Annotated in this window: 18 protein-coding genes; 9 read left to right on the top strand and 9 right to left on the bottom strand. The window is 45.3% G+C overall.

Annotated elements, in window-relative coordinates; genetic code table 11:
• Positions 1–73: 73 nt before the first annotated feature.
• Positions 74–2,188, bottom strand: a complete 2,115-nt coding sequence (locus tag ACE1CD_RS34680; RefSeq protein WP_374827679.1) for a diguanylate cyclase domain-containing protein — start codon at positions 2,186–2,188, stop codon at positions 74–76.
• A 161-nt stretch (positions 2,189–2,349) separates the two neighbouring features.
• Between ACE1CD_RS34680 and ACE1CD_RS34675 the strand changes: the two genes are divergently transcribed.
• Positions 2,350–2,604, top strand: a complete 255-nt coding sequence (locus ACE1CD_RS34675; RefSeq protein ID WP_374827678.1) for a hypothetical protein — start codon at positions 2,350–2,352, stop codon at positions 2,602–2,604.
• Between the two features lie 57 nt (positions 2,605–2,661).
• Here ACE1CD_RS34675 and ACE1CD_RS34670 read toward each other — a convergent pair whose 3' ends face one another.
• The 4 genes from ACE1CD_RS34670 to ACE1CD_RS34655 all read right to left on the bottom strand — a co-directional run bounded on the left by ACE1CD_RS34670 (position 2,662) and on the right by ACE1CD_RS34655 (position 4,955).
• Positions 2,662–3,657 (bottom strand): WD40 repeat domain-containing protein, encoded by a 996-nt coding sequence (locus ACE1CD_RS34670; RefSeq protein ID WP_374827677.1) that lies wholly within the window; start codon positions 3,655–3,657, stop codon positions 2,662–2,664.
• A 124-nt stretch (positions 3,658–3,781) separates the two neighbouring features.
• Positions 3,782–4,228: a heavy metal-responsive transcriptional regulator gene (locus tag ACE1CD_RS34665; protein ID WP_190461165.1), complete on the bottom strand. Its 447-nt coding sequence runs from the start codon at positions 4,226–4,228 to the stop codon at positions 3,782–3,784.
• A 61-nt stretch (positions 4,229–4,289) separates the two neighbouring features.
• Positions 4,290–4,586 carry a hypothetical protein gene (locus ACE1CD_RS34660; RefSeq protein ID WP_374801044.1) on the bottom strand — a complete coding sequence of 99 codons (297 nt, stop codon included), beginning with the start codon at positions 4,584–4,586 and terminating at the stop codon, positions 4,290–4,292.
• A gap of 177 nt (positions 4,587–4,763) precedes the next feature.
• Positions 4,764–4,955, bottom strand: coding sequence for a hypothetical protein (locus ACE1CD_RS34655; RefSeq protein WP_190461096.1), 192 nt, complete (start codon positions 4,953–4,955; stop codon positions 4,764–4,766).
• 276 nt (positions 4,956–5,231) lie between these two features.
• Between ACE1CD_RS34655 and ald the strand changes: the two genes are divergently transcribed.
• The 4 genes from ald to ACE1CD_RS34635 all read left to right on the top strand — a co-directional run bounded on the left by ald (position 5,232) and on the right by ACE1CD_RS34635 (position 8,869).
• Positions 5,232–6,338 carry an alanine dehydrogenase gene (gene ald / locus ACE1CD_RS34650; RefSeq protein WP_374827676.1) on the top strand — a complete coding sequence of 369 codons (1,107 nt, stop codon included), beginning with the start codon at positions 5,232–5,234 and terminating at the stop codon, positions 6,336–6,338.
• A gap of 352 nt (positions 6,339–6,690) precedes the next feature.
• A complete protein-coding gene (locus tag ACE1CD_RS34645) occupies positions 6,691–6,948 on the top strand; it encodes a hypothetical protein (protein WP_374827675.1) in 258 nt (85 codons plus the stop codon).
• A gap of 162 nt (positions 6,949–7,110) precedes the next feature.
• Positions 7,111–8,271 carry a GTPase gene (locus ACE1CD_RS34640; protein ID WP_374827674.1) on the top strand — a complete coding sequence of 387 codons (1,161 nt, stop codon included), beginning with the start codon at positions 7,111–7,113 and terminating at the stop codon, positions 8,269–8,271.
• 235 nt (positions 8,272–8,506) lie between these two features.
• Positions 8,507–8,869 carry a DUF6464 family protein gene (locus ACE1CD_RS34635; RefSeq protein ID WP_374827673.1) on the top strand — a complete coding sequence of 121 codons (363 nt, stop codon included), beginning with the start codon at positions 8,507–8,509 and terminating at the stop codon, positions 8,867–8,869.
• Between the two features lie 17 nt (positions 8,870–8,886).
• On the opposite strand, the gene fmt is transcribed toward ACE1CD_RS34635, so the two are convergent.
• Together fmt and ACE1CD_RS34625 are read right to left on the bottom strand one after the other, a co-directional pair.
• Positions 8,887–9,891, bottom strand: a complete 1,005-nt coding sequence (fmt, locus tag ACE1CD_RS34630; protein WP_374827672.1) for a methionyl-tRNA formyltransferase — start codon at positions 9,889–9,891, stop codon at positions 8,887–8,889.
• Positions 9,892–9,964: 73 nt separating this feature from the next.
• The gene (locus ACE1CD_RS34625; protein WP_374827671.1) at positions 9,965–10,852 is read right to left on the bottom strand and encodes an OmpA family protein; all 888 of its coding nucleotides are present in this window, start codon (positions 10,850–10,852) and stop codon (positions 9,965–9,967) included.
• 251 nt (positions 10,853–11,103) lie between these two features.
• Between ACE1CD_RS34625 and ACE1CD_RS34620 the strand changes: the two genes are divergently transcribed.
• Positions 11,104–12,000 (top strand): hypothetical protein, encoded by an 897-nt coding sequence (locus ACE1CD_RS34620; protein ID WP_374827670.1) that lies wholly within the window; start codon positions 11,104–11,106, stop codon positions 11,998–12,000.
• Positions 12,001–12,571: 571 nt separating this feature from the next.
• A complete protein-coding gene (locus tag ACE1CD_RS34615; protein WP_374827669.1) occupies positions 12,572–13,024 on the top strand; it encodes a hypothetical protein in 453 nt (150 codons plus the stop codon).
• A gap of 171 nt (positions 13,025–13,195) precedes the next feature.
• On the opposite strand, the gene ACE1CD_RS34610 is transcribed toward ACE1CD_RS34615, so the two are convergent.
• Both ACE1CD_RS34610 and ACE1CD_RS34605 read right to left on the bottom strand, forming a co-directional pair.
• The gene (locus ACE1CD_RS34610) at positions 13,196–13,717 is read right to left on the bottom strand and encodes a DUF937 domain-containing protein (protein WP_374801066.1); all 522 of its coding nucleotides are present in this window, start codon (positions 13,715–13,717) and stop codon (positions 13,196–13,198) included.
• Between the two features lie 263 nt (positions 13,718–13,980).
• Entirely contained in the window at positions 13,981–14,991 is a 1,011-nt protein-coding gene (locus ACE1CD_RS34605; RefSeq protein WP_374827668.1) for a hypothetical protein, read from the bottom strand.
• A gap of 668 nt (positions 14,992–15,659) precedes the next feature.
• Here ACE1CD_RS34605 and ACE1CD_RS34600 point away from each other — a divergent pair.
• Together ACE1CD_RS34600 and ACE1CD_RS34595 are read left to right on the top strand one after the other, a co-directional pair.
• A complete protein-coding gene (locus ACE1CD_RS34600; RefSeq protein WP_374827667.1) occupies positions 15,660–17,294 on the top strand; it encodes a YcjF family protein in 1,635 nt (544 codons plus the stop codon).
• A 621-nt stretch (positions 17,295–17,915) separates the two neighbouring features.
• Positions 17,916–18,782: a PAS domain S-box protein gene (locus tag ACE1CD_RS34595; RefSeq protein ID WP_374827666.1), complete on the top strand. Its 867-nt coding sequence runs from the start codon at positions 17,916–17,918 to the stop codon at positions 18,780–18,782.
• The last annotated feature ends 135 nt before the right edge of the window (positions 18,783–18,917 follow it).

Here is an 18,917-nt window from a genome sequence, read left to right as displayed (position 1 = left end):
CATCAATTTCTTTAACTTATAATACACAATCTTTTTTATAGTAAATAACCATAATTATGAATTTTTTTGAAATTTAAATTAGAAAAATACTGCTGGTAAACCAAGAATTGCGACCGCTTACTTTAGCTTTATAAAGAGCCCGATCGGCTGCCTCTATCAAATCCACCGGACTCAAATTGTAACTGGGAATTACGGTGGCAATCCCTATACTTAACGTCACATATTGTGACACAGCAGAAGCAATATGAGGAAGAGCGAGTGCTTGGATGGCTTCATGAATTTTTTGGGCAACTCGAACAGCCCCATCAGTATCAGTATAGGGTAAGATAACAGCAAATTCCTCGCCACCATAACGAGCAACCAAATCAGTAGAACGCTCAACTGCTTGTTTAAAAGTTTGGGCAACGATTTTCAAACAGGTATCCCCGGCGGCGTGACCGTAAGTATCGTTATATTGTTTGAAATAATCGATGTCACACAACAGCAATGACAGGGGACGTTGTTCCCGCATGAGACGATACCATTCCAGGGTAAAAGTGCGATCGAAACAACGTCGATTGGCAATCTGAGTTAATTGATCGATCAGCGCTAAATTTTCCAACTGTTGGTTAGCGATTTGCAACTGTTGATGCAGTTCTGATTGCTGAATCGCGATCGCTACTTGGGTTGCCAACTGTTGAAGCAGCTCGGTCTCCAAGGGATGCCACTCGCGAGGAGCGCTGCAATGGTGAGCCACTAACAGCCCCCAAAGACGATCGCCTTGTAAAATCGGCACAACGAGCTTAGCTCGTACTTGCAACCTTTCCAATAACTCAATATGGCAAAGGGATAATCCAGCCGTATAAATATCGGAAGTAACTTGAATAGCACTTTGCTGATACGATTGTCCCTGCCTCTCTACAAAGTAGGTATCTGTAATCTGCATATTCAAAATTGCCTGCCAACCCTCTGCAACAGATTCCTTGACCACTACACCACTCCAATCACGGTTAAAACGGTAGACGATCGCGCGATCGGTTTGCAGAAAACGCCGCACCTCCGCAACCGTTGTGTTGAGAATCTCATCCAAATCTAAAGACTCGCGGATATGTTGGGCAATTTCATAGATCATCCGTTCCCGTTCAGCTTGCTGTTGCAAAGCTTGTTCTGCCTGTTTGTGAACCGTAATATCTTCAAACACATATAATCGTCCAAAGTACCGATCTCGATCGTCCCGAATTTGACTCGAAAAACGGCGAATCGTGCGCCCATCTACAAACGCGATTTCATCTTCAATTGTACAACGGTTTTCTTCGCTCTGCAAAAGTTTACAAGACTCAACAAATGCGGGAATATCTGCAATTAATTGTAAGCAATCCGGCATAATGTCATTGTTTTTCAGCTTGCCCGATCGCATCTGGCTTTCCAGATATTCAATGCCCCAAATTTCACAAAAGCAGTGATTAAAATACAAAATTGTATCGGTGCGGTTATCCACAACAAAAAACGCCAGTCGAGAAGTATCAGTCATACAGCGCAACAGCGCTTCTTTCCAGCGCAGTTTCTCCTCCACCTGCTGGCGTTCCTGTAGCGCAGCTTGTCGTTCGCTAATATCTCGATCTTGTTGTTGCAAACGCCGATGCAGTTCTATCTGCACAAGGGCGATTCCCAGTTGGATCGCAACCTGTTGTAGCAATTTTATTTCTACTGAAGACCACTGACGCGGACTGCTGCACTGATGAACGATCAGTAAGCCCCAAACGCGATCCGACACCGTGGAAATACTGTTAATCTCCTGACTCCTCAGTAAAATCGGTACTACCAGATTGGCTCGAATCTGTAACCGCATTAATAAGTCTTTGTAACACGGTTCCAAAGGTCTGGCATCAATATCTTCCAAGACGCCAATTCGCCCTTGCCGATATTTCTCCACCCATTCCGCATTGAAACAAGGGTCATAAATCAGTTGCCCTTGAATCGGTTTCCATTCGGGACTCACAGACTCTTCTGCCACGACGCCATCTCCATCCGCCAGGAAGCGGTAGATGATGACGCGATCGCTTCTTAGTATTTCCCTAACCTCTGTGACAGTTACTTTCAAAATATCACCTAAGTTATGCGACTGGTGCATTCGCAAGGCGATCGCCGCAATCCAGTCAAGGACTCGATCTAAAGCAATTTCAGTACCCAATTTACGACTGAGGGGCATGGCAGCAGCGCAGTAATAATATAAATATTATTTACTAAGATTTATTGCTTAGGATTACATTTACCAAAGATTTATAGAAAAAATACAGAACTTATACAACAGTTACAGGCGATCGCCGAGCTTGTGCTACAATTGAAATACACAACAAAAAAGGGAAAACAATGGCTCGACTTCTCAAGCGCTGGGAGTCCCCTCGCCGCGAGGGTAGAAACGACAAAGGCCGAGGCGGTTCCGCTCGTCAACGCCAACTCAAGAAACAACAAAAAATGCTCCGCAACAAACTCAAAGAACAGTCCGAAACAGAAAACAACAAAAACTCACCGGGAGGGAAGATTAGTTCCCTCCCTATTTTTTTTGCACGGGCGAAGGGGGGAGTGGGGGAGTGGGGGAGCGGGAGTGATGGGAAAGGTATTTGACAGGATACGATATGCTAAAAATCTAAAATCTAAAATCTAAAATCTAAAATCTAAAATCTAAAATCTAAAATTGGTATTTCCTTGCCAAACCTTAATCGTCCCATCATAAGCACCACTAGCTAGAATCTGCCCATCCGGACTAAAAGCAACGCATTGCACCCAATCTGTATCCAACGGAACCGAACCGATCAGTTGTCCCGTCTGCAAATCCCAAAGTCTCAAACCATCTCTACCCGCACTAGCTAAAGTACGCCCATCAGGATTAATAGCGACAGAATAAACCACATTTCGATGTCCCACCAGCGTATAAGACCTTCTTTTTCTGAGATTCCATACTCTAATCGTGTGGTCGTAACTGCCACTAACTAAGTTTGCACCATCAGGAGTAAAAGCCAAAGAACTCACAGCACCTTCATGTCCCGATATAGCACCGAGAAATTGGCTAGTACTTAAATTCCACAGTTGAATACTTTTATCCCTACCCCCAGTTGCCAACAATTGCCCATCCGGGCTAATTGCTAAAGTATAAACTACTGGTTGAGACAAAGGTACGCGAGTGTAAAGCAATCGTTCTGTCCGCAAATCTATGAATCTAATTCCATCCAAACCGCCGCTGATTAAAGTTTGACCGTCCGGGGTAATCCCCAGCGACAAAATATTACTGAAATCGTGGGTAAAACTACGACTTAATCGCCCTGTTTTCAGACTCCAAAGGTTGAGTGTAGCGTCCTCACCACCGCTGGCAACAGTCAGATTATCGGGAGTAATGGCAATGGAAAGCACCCTATTACTGTGAGCGCTGATGGTGCGAATTTTTTTGCCTTTTATCGCATTCCACAACCTAATTTTTGTATCGATATCAGTTCCCCCACTAGCAAGAAAACGGCCATCGGGACTAAAAGTAAGCGCATACACTGGCCCCCAATGCGCTTTAATGTTGTGAAGGAGGGTAACATTTTGCCACGCACCGCTGTTGAGATAAGGTGGAGCGGGAACGACGGTGGGTGGAGATACATCGGGAACACCGTAGGGCGGCGGAACTGGAACTGGCAAGGGTTTGAACTGGGCAATCGTATTTGCCTGCCCCTGACTGATAAAATAAAAAGTAACAAGGCAAAAGGCAAAAGAAATATTGAAGAGTATTCGTTTGTTGTGTTTTTGGCTTTTAGCTTTGAATTTATATAGAAATTTCATCCGGCTCGGATTGAATATTGGGACAGATAATTTCCTCTAGACAGTTGGCTGAAGGTTGTTCTTGCCAACCGGATAGTAAACCTTGCAATTCAAATTTTAGCGTTTCCAGTGCGTCAATTTGTTTGACTATTTCCTCTATCTTTGCCTCCAAATGTTGCTTAACTTCCCGACAAGGTAACTTACCGCGATCGTGTATTTCCAGAAACAGATGAATCTCTTTTAAACTCATCCCCAGAGACTGCGCCCGTTTAATGAAATCCAATCGCTTCAGTACCAGAGGATTAAACAATCGATAGCCAGATTCCGATCTGACTACTATTGGCGATAGTAAGCCGAGATCCTCATAATAGCGAATAGTTTTTACTGGCAAACCGCTAGACGCCGAGACTTCGCCAATCTTCAGCAGTTTACCTACCACGGCTGTATTCATAATTCTCTTGAGGAGCCAGTTGTCGGCAGTCAAGTTAGTTGCCCCTCTGCTCCTCTGCTTCCTAGCGGGGTGGATGTTTCTTGTTAGAAACGTTCAAGTTGGGTAACTGAGGTCGAGATGGGGTAGGTGGTAGATAGTATTGCGGTACTTCAGAGGGAACCTCAGCGGTGCTACGCTGAATCAACCACCAACGCAATGAGATCGCCAACCCTACCGTTCCTATTCCCAGGCTGAACAAAGACCAGCGATTGTCCAAACCACCGAGGGCAGCGTCCACCGCTCCTACAATCAGTATAAAGCTGGAAATCGGTTCTTTACGGTAGGCTGACTTCACAAACCGAACCCATGCAGCATTCATCACAGTTGGTACTATGTCCTGAATTTTAATTCGATCTTAGCGCTTCTTATTCTAATCCGAGCAGCCTCGCTAGGAGTGGGGGCAGGGGGGCAGGGGAGCAGGGGAGCGGGAGAATAAATCTTTTTCCCTCTCCCTCTTCCCTCTTCCCTCTTCTCTCTTCCCTTCTCCCCCCAGCTCCTAATTTAGCCCTAGCCAGGATAGCAATCCTTGACCCGTAAAGTATTCAATCAGCAGAGTGAGGACAAAGCCGATCATGGCAGCTCTGCCATTTAAGCGTTCTGCATACTCGTTGAAACCAAACTTTGGCTCCTCCAGCTTCGGAGTTACGGTCGGTTGCGGTTGTGTTGTTGGTTGGAACCCTTGCGCCATAAGTCTTTCAACTCTATATTGATGGTAATTTGGAACACCAGGCTAGATTGGCTGCCGATCGGTAGTTTTGCATACCGACGCGCTAGTTACAATTCTTTACCTTCTCTATTGTAAGGAGGGTTAACCAGCAGTCAAGCATAAGTCCTCCATCTCAGGATCGATCGCAAGGCAGGTTGAAAATTTAATACCAGTAGTAGGTCAGAAATATATCTCAGATAAAGGCAAGACCAGACTTTTGCGACTTAAGCTGGAAATATAGGTAGATCGAGGTGATATATGGAAATTGGCGTTCCCAAAGAAACCAAGGATCGAGAATTTCGGGTGGGATTGAGTCCGAGTAGTGTACGGGTGTTGCACGAAGCCGGTCATAGTATCTTTGTAGAAACCGCAGCCGGTGTAGGTGCGGGTTTTACGGATGAAGATTATATTCAGGCAGGAGCTAAGATTGTACCCACGGCAGAAGAAGCCTGGAATCGAGAACTGGTAGTTAAAGTGAAGGAACCTCTGAAGGCAGAGTACCAGTTTCTTCAGAAAGAGCAGTTACTGTTTACTTATCTGCACTTGGCCGCCGATCGCACTTTAACCGAACATCTGATAGACTGCGGAGTAACTGCGATCGCCTACGAAACCGTAGAGCTGCCAGACGGCAAACTTCCCCTCCTTACCCCCATGAGCATTATCGCCGGACGCTTAGCCGTACAATTCGGAGCTAGGTTTCTGGAGAGACAGCAAGGAGGTCGAGGCGTTCTCCTGGGAGGCGTTCCCGGAGTTAGTCCCGGAAAAGTAACGATTTTAGGCGGTGGTGTCGTCGGTACTGAAGCAGCCAGAATTGCCGTCGGTATGGGTGCCAGAGTCCAGATTTTGGATATAAATGTAGAACGTTTAGCTTATCTAGAAACTCTTTTTGGCTCTAGAGTTGAATTGTTATACAGTAATCCTTCTGCGATCGAAGCTAATATTCCAGACACCGATTTGCTCATCGGTGCAGTTTTAGTACTAGCAAAAAAAGCTCCCATCCTCGTGTCGCGAGAATTCGTCAAAAAAATGCGTCCTGGTGCTGTTATTGTTGATGTGGCAGTAGACCAAGGTGGTTGTATCGAAACTTTGCGTCCCACCTCTCACACCAATCCAGTCTACATTGAGGAAGGAGTAGTACATTACGGCGTACCAAATATGCCAGGGGCCGTTCCTTGGACTGCTACTCAAGCACTCAATAACAGCACCTTACCCTATGTTTTGAAACTAGCCAATCGCGGTATCAAAGCACTGGAATTAGACCCAAATTTAGCCAAGGGATTGAACGTTCGCTCTCATCAGTTGGTGCATCCGGCAGTGCGCGAGGTGTTTCCCGATTTAGCGGACACAACAGACAAAAAAAGATGACTCTGGTGGACTAAAGAAAAAGCCTTAATTTACAGAGCAAAAACGCGATTGTGAGCGATCGCACCCGACTCAGTAGATGTACGATCGCTCTTTAAGCAGTACGGAGAACACCTCTAGCTGCACATAGAACAGCAAATTACTAATCCCAGCCACCGGGTTTATTTGGTTGACGACCAAATAAACCCGGTCGATCGTACTCGACGCGAATATTGAATTGGTATTCTAGCCGTAATCTGTTAAATTTCGCTAGTGATTGTCATCACACCCTTGTTTGACAGCTATCACGAAAATTTGTTGGAAAACCTTGATAATAGAATTATAACCAAATATCAATTGATGCGAGGGTATAAAAATGTTAGCTATTTATAGTCTTTTATATCCCAGAAGCCACTACTATGGTGAAGTGAAACCAGAGAATTTAGTGTTTAATGCCAACATACAAGAATTTGCACAACGGGTAAGTTACATCAGTTGTTTAGCAAGCAATGGAAAAATTTCGATGGAGCAAGCATTTAGCGATATCGAAGCGCTCTGGAAAGAACTGGAAAAGACGAAACAGGAGTTGGGAATTGGAGAAAATCCATTTTCTGGCGAAACAGAAGCGGATTAATTTGAGAACGGGCGATCGCACTCCCTCTGATATTGGAGGGAGCGATTTCTTTATAGCTGATGAGCGATATAAGCTTGCTGTATAGATTTAAAATTTGTGTTTATAAAAGAATATTTTCCATAGACAATTGCTATAATCAGCCTAATTTATTTGGAAAAATATATGTACAATAATAACGAAGAAGCCATTGAAAAAGCTATTGCTGCTTCATCTGTTGCCAAAGTCATTCGTGAAAACTTGAAACAAGGGCTTAAAATTGCTCTTGTTGGGGCAGTCAACGCTGGGAAATCTTCAGCTATTAACGCTATCATAGGAGAAGAAATTGCCAAAGTTGATGCTGCGACAGGAACTACAAAGTGGTTTAATGTGTATCCACTACCTAACTCTAATGTTGTCAAACTTATTGATACCCCTGGTTTAAGAGATCCCAAAACAAATATTTCGTTAAAAAGGAATGTTCATAATATAGACATCGTGCTTTACTTCGTTAATACAGCCTCTGGTTGGCAAGATAAAGATAAGTCAGACTGTTTTTGGTTGAATTCCGAATATGGAAATGATTTTATTATAGTCGTGTCTAGAATTGATGCGGATGAAAATTGGCAGCGTGTAAAATCTCAGATAGAGGACGATATTGATGCTTGTATTATCCCTATATGCTCCAAAGACGGACGAGGAATCGATACTTTAACAGAGGCTATTTCTAAAAAATTAGAACGTTTGCAAAAGTCATTTTTATTCCAACTTGTCTGTCGTGACAAACAAAAGGCTTGTTCGGCTACTATCCGCGAAACTTTGCTTAAAGTTGCTGGACTTGCGGCAATGCCTGCTAGTTTTGGTAGAGAAATTCAAGCTATTAATGATGAAATCATACAGATGATTGTAAACTTGATCTTGATTGGTGAACAAAAAAAAGGAGATCATCCGTCACCCGAACAGACTGATAAAGCAGAAGCTGATGCTAAAAATTTTTACAGAGAATTTAGAAAAAGACTTTCATGGCAAAGTTGGATCATTACGTGGGGAGCTTCTGCTTTCAAAGTATTAGCATCAGCATCAGGTATAACTGTAGATGTTATTTCCGCTGGCCTCTCTGGAGGAATATTTTCTATGAGCGGAATTATGATTTCATCAGGAATAGCATCAGTAGCATTGGTTTTATATACTGCCACAATTGGCGATGCAGCTAGAAATTACTTTAGCGAGGATATCCCGTCATGGGAAGAAATAGAGAGGATTGCCAAACAGTCCATTAATGGATGGAGTGCAATCGACTACCAGGATTTACAAAAATTTATCGATAACTTTAGAACTTCCAGATAGATGATCCTGACCTAGAGCCACAGAAACAGGCAATGCACCTTCCCTGGCTTCACATTTATAGCAACCGCCAAGGCTGTTAGGACATTTTTAATTCCTGAAACCCTTAATTTGACGCGCTTCTTCCCCGACGCCCCAGTCCCGACGCCCGACGCCCTAGCTATACATCAGCGATCGAACTTTGCCAAGGATCGCGATACCTTAAAAGATGTAGTCCGCAACACATCTGGAGGGAGCTATGGAACCAGATTATTTACCAACCGAGGTGATTTTGACGCACCCGCGTCAGTCCCTCGGTAACATCAACCTAGACTGGGCACCGCAACCCGGTAACTATCTCGATCTGGAAGGGAAAACCTACGCCGTCCTAGAACGCCGCCACCGCTATCAACTCAGGTTAGGACGCTACAAATTGCACAAAATAGCCCTATACGTACAGTCCGCACCGCGCCCCACAGAGAGAAGTATTATAGACGGACGCTGGGTGCTGGGGGATGCCTCCTGCCGCTTCAACGCTCATTCCGAACTAATTCGCTGTGCGGTTAATCCAGAAGGGCCATGCGATCGCTGCCGCTTCTACGAAAAATCCTCAGTCCAGTAGGGTGGGCAATGCCTATGCTACTCGCCGTTTTGCAAAACCTCTCCCACCGCTAAACGCATCCCATTCGCAAAGTCCAAACCAGACTGAGCGCGTTTACCTGCGGGTTGCACTTTTTGTAGCAGCAACAGTCCCTCTCCAGTTTGCACGAGGGGGCCAATTCCCTTGACCGTAGCCACCACTTCTCCAGGGCTTGCTGTACGATCGGACAAATCAAACCATTTTTCCTCCAGCACTCTCAATTCTGAAGGCAGCTGCGATCGCATCTCAGGCGTAATCGGTGCTGTAGAGGTGATTTTCAACGGCGCACCCCGAAAAGTTGCCACGCAGTCTGGGAAAAAACCCCTCACCTGATTGTGTAATTCCAAAGCATGACGCGACCAATTAAGCGAGTAATTTTCTTTTTTAATTAGCGGTGCGTAAGTTGCTTGCGAAGAATCTTGAGGAATAGGAGTAAGCGCTCCTTTTTGCAGCTTCAGCAGCGTTTCTATCAACAAATCTGCTCCCAACACTGATAGAGTTTGGGCTAGTTGTTCGGCATTATCCATTAGCGCTATGGGTGTATGAACTTTTAGCAACATCGCACCCGTATCCATGCCAGCATCCATCAGCATTGTAGTAATGCCCGTTGCCATCTCGCCGTTGTAGAGACACCACTGTATCGGTGCGGCACCTCGGTACTTGGGTAGCAGCGAACCGTGAACGTTGATGCAACCGAATTTGGGCATATCCAGAATTTCTTGAGAAAGAATTTGCCCGTATGCCACCACGACAAAGGCATCTGCCTGTGTTTGCCGCAGCAGCTCCAGAGTTTCGGTATCTTTTTTAACCCGTTGAGGTTGCCAAATCGGCAGTTCGTGAGTCAAAGCAACGGTTTTGACTGGCGAGGGAGTTAGCTGGTTACCCCTTCCCCGCCGCTTATCCGGTTGGGTGACAACCGCCACAACCTCAAAATCGCGATGATTTAACAATTTCTCCAAGCTGGGTACTGCAAATTCGGGAGTGCCGAAAAAAACTACTTTCATGTTAGGGGTTAGGGGTTAGGGCGTTGGGAAGAGGGAAAATTTTGACTTTTGACTTTTGACTTTTGACTTTTGATTAATTACTATCAACGGTGATTTCCAGCCTGCGATTGCGTTGCAAGTTGATGGTAGTGTTATTGGGCACAAGAGGTCGAGTTTCTCCATACCCCAACACTAGCCAGTGGTACTTATCACCTAACGTACTGGAGAGATACTGTTCAACTGCTTGCGCTTGCCGAAAAGATAGCACTCGATTGTTATCTGCTTCTCCAGCGCTGTCAGTGTGGGCAGCAATGCTGACTCTTGCGTCTGGGTACTTTTGCAATTCAGCGATCAGCTTATCCAAAATCAGGCGTGCTTCTTTCCGCAAAACAGCTTGACTGTCTAAGAATAAAGCATCGCTGGGAAGTGTAGCCGTCAGCGTTTCTGGGGAAATGAGTACACCGGAGGAAGAAACTTGTTGGCTTATCTCTGCTGCTGATACGGCGGAGTTGCTTGCTTGTTGCGGTTGGGCAGCAGCTTTCAGTTGCTGGGATATAACTTGCAATCGGGTTTCTAATGCTTCGCTGGCATTACTGTTACCGATTTGGTTTTCCAAGGTAGTGGCGCGATCGCGCAAAACCTTTAATTGCGCTTCTAACTGCTTTACTTCCGCTTCCAATTTCTGTCTCTGCTGTGGGGTTAGCTTTGGCGGCGGGGGAACTGCCAAAGCTTCAGTTTCGGAAGCGGACGCTTCTGTGGCAGCTGGGTCTTTGGCGAGAGTGGGTGAGTTTTTGACATCGCCGGGAAGTTGCAGCAATTTTGCCACTAAAGGCTTATTTGGCCTTGTCGCGGGATTTACCGTGGCGATCGCTACCCCTATTAATCCCGCTATACCGCCTCCCACAGCCAAAAGCAGCAATCTGAACACTAAAACCAGTAAAAAGCGGCCAAAGCCAGGAGATTCCTCTGAATATTCCTTCACGCTTATTTACCTCATCCAAACACTTTTCCACAATAAAGCCAACGTAGCATCTGCGATAATATCTCAACCTGCTGATTTGGTATATCAGCCTAAATTTGTCAACTCAGGAAGCAGCTGTTTGAATCTTTAAAAAAGATTATGGAACTTGCAAGTTAAAACAACCTTCCCCTGATATAAATAAAAGATAAACAAGCTCAACCTGTTCTTGGGTGTTCGTCCTCACACCGAAAACGCACTATAGAGATTTATAAATGTTCCAACACCCATTGCTTCGCGGATGGTTCCACACAAGACCATACTTTTTACCCTTGGCGGCCATACTGCTAATGATGTCGGGGATAGTCACTTTTGACTCATCTGCCTTGGCGAAAAGGGTTGCAAAGGTGGGAGCGTCACCCAGTAAGCTGCGCTTGCAAAAAGCGATCGCAGTTCCTACTACTGCTCCCTCTACTTCCGAACCGGAGCAAGTTGACCCCTTGGATAGTCCTCATCCCATTCCCTGGAAATGGATATTGACAACCCAAGACCAAATTAGCGCCAATAAAGGTTCTGGGGTACGCTTCTATCGCACCCCGTCACTGGTTTCCCCAGACGGTCAATATGCAGCCTACAGTCGCATTCAGATCCAAGTGCAGCCAGAAATGTACAACAGTCGCGTCAGCAGCGTCATGTTTGTAGAAAATCTGGCTACCGGCAATTTGCGAGTTGTCAGCGCTTCTTCTCCTCTCGCAAATAATCCTTTGAAGAAAAATGAACCTGCCGATATGCCAGGGGTGATTTCAATTATGACTCCCGTGTCTTGGTCTCAAAGTGGCGATCGGCTTTTGGCTCGGCAATTTGAAGGTACATTTAACTCATCCGATGCTTCTGACTACGCTGTTGTCTGGGATAAACGACAAAATCGTGCCAACACAGTTGCTCCCAGTAAAATCGAATACAGCCAAGCTGTGTTGTTAGGTTGGAGTCAAACCAAACCCGACCAAGTTCTCTTCCGCGCTGGGGAATTAGGTAATGAGAAACCGCCTTTATGGGCAGTGAATTTGCGCGGTCAAACTGTGGCGGCGAAACAAGACCAACCCGTTGTCTTCGGTCGCAGTATCAATCATACTTGGGCAGGCCCCCAAAGGCCGATCGGCAGTCGATTTTAGATTTTAGATTTTGGATTTTGGATTTTGGATTAAAAGCAGATAATCCAAAATCCAGAATTTCCCAGGTAAAATTGGCCGCAGTTTTTTGTAAATAGCAATACCTATAATTTAAGTATCTAATTTTTCGATGGGACTATAAAGTGTTTGTATAAACAAGCTTTTTAATAGAGAATATGTAATCTAGAATTTTCAGAGGTATAAATTTCTGCTCTGCTTGTCTACTTCTTTATAGGAAAAAATTCTGCTTTGCCAAATCCGCCAGAAATCTAAGGGAACCTACAGTCACCAATGCCGTCAAAGTTTGCAAGATCGAGAATTTTGTGCCAACCCAAAGCTTAAGTAGCAGCACTGTTTGGAATCAGAGTTTAGGATAGGGAAAAGGGCTTTTTTCCTAACTTAATTCTATTGCCCTCGCGCTCGGTCGGTAGATGCTGTTTGGCAATTGCTGAATTAGTATTTTCGGAAGACTTACAGCAAGTTGTCATCTATAGAAAGACAGAAGCGCAAGTTCTACTAAAGTTAGGTTTGGTGAAAATCAAACAGTTAATTCCCAACTGGGAGGAAAGGAAACATGATCGATAAAATCAAAAGGGTGCTTTTAATTGCACTGGTAATCGCAGGAACGAGTATTGGCATAAGTTCTGAGGCGCAAGCGCAACGCTTTCCGCGCCGAAACAACGGCCAAGTAGAGCAAATTTTAAGCCGCATAGAAAGTAACACAGATAGGTTTGAGGATAGCCTAGATGACGCACTCGATCGCAGTCGTCTCAACGGCACCAACCAAGAAGATGAAATTAACCGATACGTCAAAGACTTTGAAAGGGCAACCGATCGTTTGCTCGATCGTTACAACAGAGGTCAAAATGTTACTTCCGATATTCGTTCTGTACTTTCTAGTGCATCTAGAATAGACAATTTCCTCCAACGCAGGCGCTTAGGCCCCCGCGTTGAAAGGGACTGGTCTAATGTGCGTCGCAATGTGGATGATTTGGAGCGCATTGTTAGCAGAGCAACGAGGTACTAATATAGCCCTTTTCAAGTGTGTGAGGCACAAAGAAACCTGGGTTCTTCAAGAAACCAGGCTTCTTTGTCAATTTACCATTATCGTTAACTTATTCGCCGTAAGTACAGATGCAGATGCTATATCTACAAAGAAACCCAGTTTCTGACCTCGGCGTGCGTAAGTCCTGAACTACTAACTTAGGTAGCGACCCGCCATCCGCATCGCATCGGCGATATCGACATCACCATCTCCGTCAGCATCTAAAAAGGAATTCAGCACTGGATTCGATCCCTGCTGAGGATTTTGAGAATTTGAGCCAGTTTGCAGTAAATTCAGCACCAGGGGAACCAATACTGGCAGCATTTGTTGAATCATACCTGCATCCAATCCCGTCCTTTGTGCAACTGCCTGTACGACTTGCTGCACCTGATTAAATCCGAAGAGTGCATCGACAGCTTGGGAGTTGGGATATGTGCCGCTATATTGGTTTACAAGGCTCTGCGCTTGCTCAAAACCTTCATTAGCTTGTTTTTGCTGTAAGGCAGAACGCACGTGGTTTCCCACCACGGACAAGGCGGTTTGCACAGTTGAGGGATCGGCCCCATAGCCATCACCCAGCTGCTGAACAGTGCTGAGAATGCTGGCGAGTTGACCCGTACTGCCTTGCTGGTCGGAATTGTTGACGGCATTCAAAACTTGGTCTAAAAGTCCCATAATTGTGGCTCTTTGTGCTGTTTTAGGCAAATATCTCACATTTAGTGGCTGTTCGCCTCTAGCTAATAGTAGAGAATAGGGGGAAATGGGAGAGATGGGTAGGGGAGGGTGCGTTTTTCTTGAAGCCCGCGCAGGCGGGCTTTACACATGCCGATCGCAATCGATTGTGGCCCGAATGCTAATGCCTACGGCACGCTACGCGAACGCCCCTACACAATACATATTTTGTCCTTTCTGTCAATTTATTCTACTCGACTGGCGCTCTAGGTGATCCAGACAGTTCCTCCTACTGGGTACAAGACGGAAACTGGCGCCGGACCTAGAGGAGTTGTTTGTTCTTCCACAACTGCAATTAAATCTCCTCCTTTAAAGATGCTGAGATTTCCGCCCGAAACTACTTGTGTGTAATCACTGAGTGTACCCACTATTTGGATTCCGTCAATTCCTCTCTCAAAATTCCGAATGATGGCGTAGTCATTTGCACCGTTGCCAAGATAGAACGTTGTGTTTGTGGGATGGGATACACCGAGCTCACCTGCAAGGGAGAAACCGTCTTGTCCCGGCGAACCGATGAGGGTATCGATCTCACCGCGTCCATCACTCCGCAGTATATAGTCGTAAGAAGGCTGGGGGCTTGTATTCTGGTAATCAACTCCATAGAAGAACCGAGTAGCCTTACCAAAGCCTTGTACTATGTCATTGCCACGAGTACCGGAGAATTGGGGAAATCGGTCTTCGTATTGTCCAAAGCGTACAAAGTGATCGAACCCGGATGCAAATTCTCCCCTTGCTACAGCATCAGTTACATCAGGGTTGAATAGTAAATAATCCGGCTCACTGAAATAAGTTGGCGAACGACCTTCTTTTCTGCCAACCTGGAGAAAGTGATCGTAACCAGATCTGAAGACGCGGTTTGCTACCGCCGCCGCCACATCCGGGTATTTTCGCAAATAAATCTCTTCGGTGTTGAGTAACCCGGTTTCTCCGGTTCCCAGCGGTGAGGCGCGTCCTTCGTCGTAGCCAACTTCCACGAAGTGTTGCAGCCCAGACGAGTAAGCCCCCGATGCCACGGCAGCAGCTACATCCGGGTATTTTTGCAAGTAAGCATTTTCGTTATAGTATGGTGAGACGTTTACCCGGCCTTCAAATCGACCGAAGCGATCGAAGTGTTCTCTTCCCGAAAAAAATCCTCCGGGAGTATTTACAGCCGAATTTACATCCGGGTTATTTTGCAGGTAATAAGCTTCGTCAAAGACAGTATAGTTAAGAGCCATTCTTTCTCTCACTCAATTTGCCTGTGTATGGCGTTGGAACTAGGGCCACATCGCCTCCTTACTCCTGAATGCCTCGCCCCCGTTGCACCCGGTCATATTTGCACTTGAGCGCATCAGGTCTGTCAGTTTGTGGTAGGTCAATTTTAAAATACCATTAACAGTTAAAAATGGTAAGCTTTCAAAGATTTACCACTTTTACCGCTCATATTTGATGAACAGAAGAACTCACCTTCACAGTTTAGGATTTCTAGAAGAGGAAGACCGTTCCTCCTACGGAGGAGAAGCCTGAATATGGGGGAAGACTTAAAGGAGTTGTTGGCTCTCCCGTGTTTGTGGTGATAAGACAAACTTATCTAATTGTAGGGTGGGTTAGGCACGGGCGATAATTTCAACACTTTAGAGCGATAATATACTTCCCGTGCCGTAACCCACCGCTCGCACTCAACTGTAACATATACGAACATTTTTCCCCATAAATCCGAAAGAGCCTTCTCCCCTTGCTACAGCATCAGCTACATCAGGGTTGAATAGCAGATAAGTCTGCTCACTGAAATAACTTGGATAACGACTGACTCAAGCTGCGGGTGTAGGCTAGAATTTAGAGCCTTGAGCAACTCCTACTTGCACGGGCCTTGCCTCCAAACAGCAGAAAAATCTCTGCCAAGTTCATGCGTCTGTCTCGCCTTCTCCCGCTGGTTGCTAGCTTCACCGTACTCCTGGGGCTGGTAATTTGGCTGATTAACTCTCTATATCGCCTTTATGCTAATATTGCCTGGTCAGCGCCACCTCTGCTAGCCAATTTGCTACTTTTCTTGCTGATTGTGCTGCTGGCGATGTTAATTGCAGCATTCGGCTACTACGCGATGCAGTTCTGGCAGTCCCAGAATAAGCCGCGCCGTCGCAAAATTCAACCGAAAGTCCCGGAAGCGAAAACGGAAGCAGCAGCAGAAACGCTTCGCGCTGTGCGAAAGCAGGTGAAACAGATTCAAGATGAAGTGACGCGACAAGCTTTACTCAGTCGTTCTCGCGAAATTGAAGCGAATCTCGCTCGCGGTAACTTGCAAGTGGTAGTATTCGGGACAGGTTCGGCGGGTAAAACTTCTCTAGTGAATGCGTTGATGGGGAGAATGGTAGGACAGGTGAATGCGCCGATGGGAACGACGGAGGTGGGGGAAACTTACAATCTGAAGTTGAAAGGATTGGAACGGGAAATCCTCATCACCGATACGCCGGGAATTTTGGAAGCTGGGGTGGCGGGAACGGAACGGGAACAACTGGCGCGTCAATTGGCGACGGAAGCAGATCTATTATTATTTGTTGTAGATAACGATTTGCGAAAGTCGGAATACGAACCGTTGCGTGCATTGGCAGAAATCGGTAAACGCAGTATCCTCGTTCTCAACAAAACTGACCTTTATATAGAACAAGATCGGGAAAAAATTCTGGCGCGTCTGCGGGAACGAGTGCGGGGATTTATCTCAATGTCGGATGTAGTGGCGATCGCAGCTAATCCCAAACCTGTCAAACTAGAAAATGGCAATCTCTTTACAGCCGAACCAGATGTCATGCCGTTAATCCGCCGTCTGGCAATCGTCCTCCGCGCTGAAGGCGATGACTTGATGGCAGATAATATTTTACTGCAATCTCAACGTCTGGGAGAAGAAGCGCGGAAACTCATCGATGCACAACGGCGGCGTCAAGCTGATAAAGTGGTAGAACGATTCCAATGGATCGGTGCCGGTGTGATTGCGGTAACTCCTTTGCCGGTGGTCGATTTGCTGGCAACTGCGGCTGTAAATGCTCAAATGGTAGTGGAAATCGGCAAAATTTACGGCTGCGACCTGAATATGGAACGCGGACGAGAATTGGCGCTTTCTTTGGGGAAAACGCTGGCGAGTTTGGGAATTGTCAAGGGTGCGATCGAATTACTTTCCACCGCCCTGCAACTGAACCTTGCTACCTATTTAGTGGGTAAAGCAATTCAAGGCGTCACAGCTGCTTATCTTACCAGAATTGCGGGTAAAAGTTTTATCGAATATTTTCGTCACGATCAAGATTGGGGGGATGGCGGAATTACCGAAGTGGTGCAGCGACAGTTTCAATTAAACCGAAAAGATGAATTTGTGAAGGTTTTCGTGCAGCAGGCAATTGCGAAAGTAGTTCAGCCTTTGGCAAACAACGCGCCAGAACTAGAGGAAAACGAAGAACTGGAACAAGAGGAAGAAGAGGAAGAAATTGAATTACAGCCAGAGTATGTACAAGACGACTGGCTTAACCCATCTCCCCACCGCGATGATTGGTAGGGACTAAATGTTGCGAAAATTACCGAGTCTTCGCTTTTCACCCGTCCCTAAGCTACCCAGCATCTAAATTTTTATCTGAGACGACCATTTTGCTTATCCCAAAAGAATATTATCAAAGTTGGCTCTAAAACCTAGATGCTCTTTTGCCAGGTTATAACCGCACACGATTAACCGGGTTTTTGAAGGCTTATCCACATTCAGCCTAGCCATTTTGCTTGTCTAATCCTAACAATATTAAAAAAATATAAAAATTTTGGCTAAAGTGTAATATGATGTATTTAAGCTCGATTTTGGAGGCTCTTCGATCTCCTATACGCTAATGTTACCCGTGGACATTTCATCCCCAAGAGTGTAGGTCAATTGTGGAAATTTCGGACGATCGGCTACCAACTACCAGTTGGCAATCCACGATTCATAGCGATCCTGAATCAAGAAAAAACAATAAACAGCCAATTGCTTAAGTAAGTTAGGAGAAAAAATTTGCAATATAGAGATATAATTGCCGAAAAAACATTAGAGTATTATCATAATCAACAAACCAAAAGGACGATAGAGCGGCCACTATTGTCTTGGGAAGAAATCTTTATATATAATAATCCCGCAAAGCAAAATCTAGGTAAAATGACTTCCCAAGAGGAGTTAGACAATATTACTCGCTTAGCTGCCCATATTTGCCAGAGTGCGATCGCGCTTATTTATCTTACCGATGGCACCCAGCAATGGTTTGCATCAGAAGGAAGTTTAGAAGGGTTACAGATATCTACGGATAGTGCCTACTATGCCTATGCTGTTCTCCACAAGGACTTGCTAATTATTGAGGATACTTGGCAGGATACTAAATTAAGTACTACCCCACTAGCCACTTTTAGTCATTCTGTCCGTTTTTATGTCGGTATACCTTTAATTAACTGCAAAGGAGATTCATTAGGATGCTTGTGCGTGATGGACGTGAAACCGCGTCAGTTTACCAATTTGCAGAAGGAAGGATTGCAAATTTTAGCTAACCACGTAACTAACCAGTTAGAGTCGCACCATCGCACATCACAGGTATTGCGAGAAAGCGAAACGAGTTTCCAACTGCTAGTGCAAAGTGTGAAAGACTATGCTATTTTCATGTTAGATCGCAACGGTTATGTGATTACCTGGAATGAAGGCGCAGAAAAAATAAAGGGTTATAAACCAGAAGAAATTATCGGTCAGCATTTTTCCCGCTTTTATCCCCAAGAAGATATCCTACGCGGCAAACCGAATCGAGTATTGAAAATGGCAGCAACAGAAGGTGGGTTTGAAGACGAAGCATGGCGGGTACGAAAAGATGGATCGCGTTTTTGGGCTAATGTCGTCATAACGGCATTACGAGATGAAAGTGGAAAGTTAAAAGGTTTTGCGAAAGTAACGCGAGATATAACCGAACGCAAGCGTGCGGAGGAACAACTGATTCATAATGCTTTTCACGATGCGTTAACAGGTTTGCCCAACAGAGCCTGACGGGGCGACAACTATAGCTCAAAGGTAGACTGGATAAGCATTTCGGCGCGATGACCTCGTTGATAATAAGGTAATTTATGAGGACTTAAAGACATTAATTTAGCAGTTTGTTCACTAAATAAATCTAGAGATTCC

Origin of the sequence: Aerosakkonema sp. BLCC-F183, from assembly GCF_041929145.1 — a bacterium.
In the GTDB taxonomy this organism is placed as follows: Bacteria; Cyanobacteriota; Cyanobacteriia; order Cyanobacteriales; family Aerosakkonemataceae; genus Aerosakkonema.
This window is presented reverse-complemented; position numbering and strand designations above follow the sequence as displayed.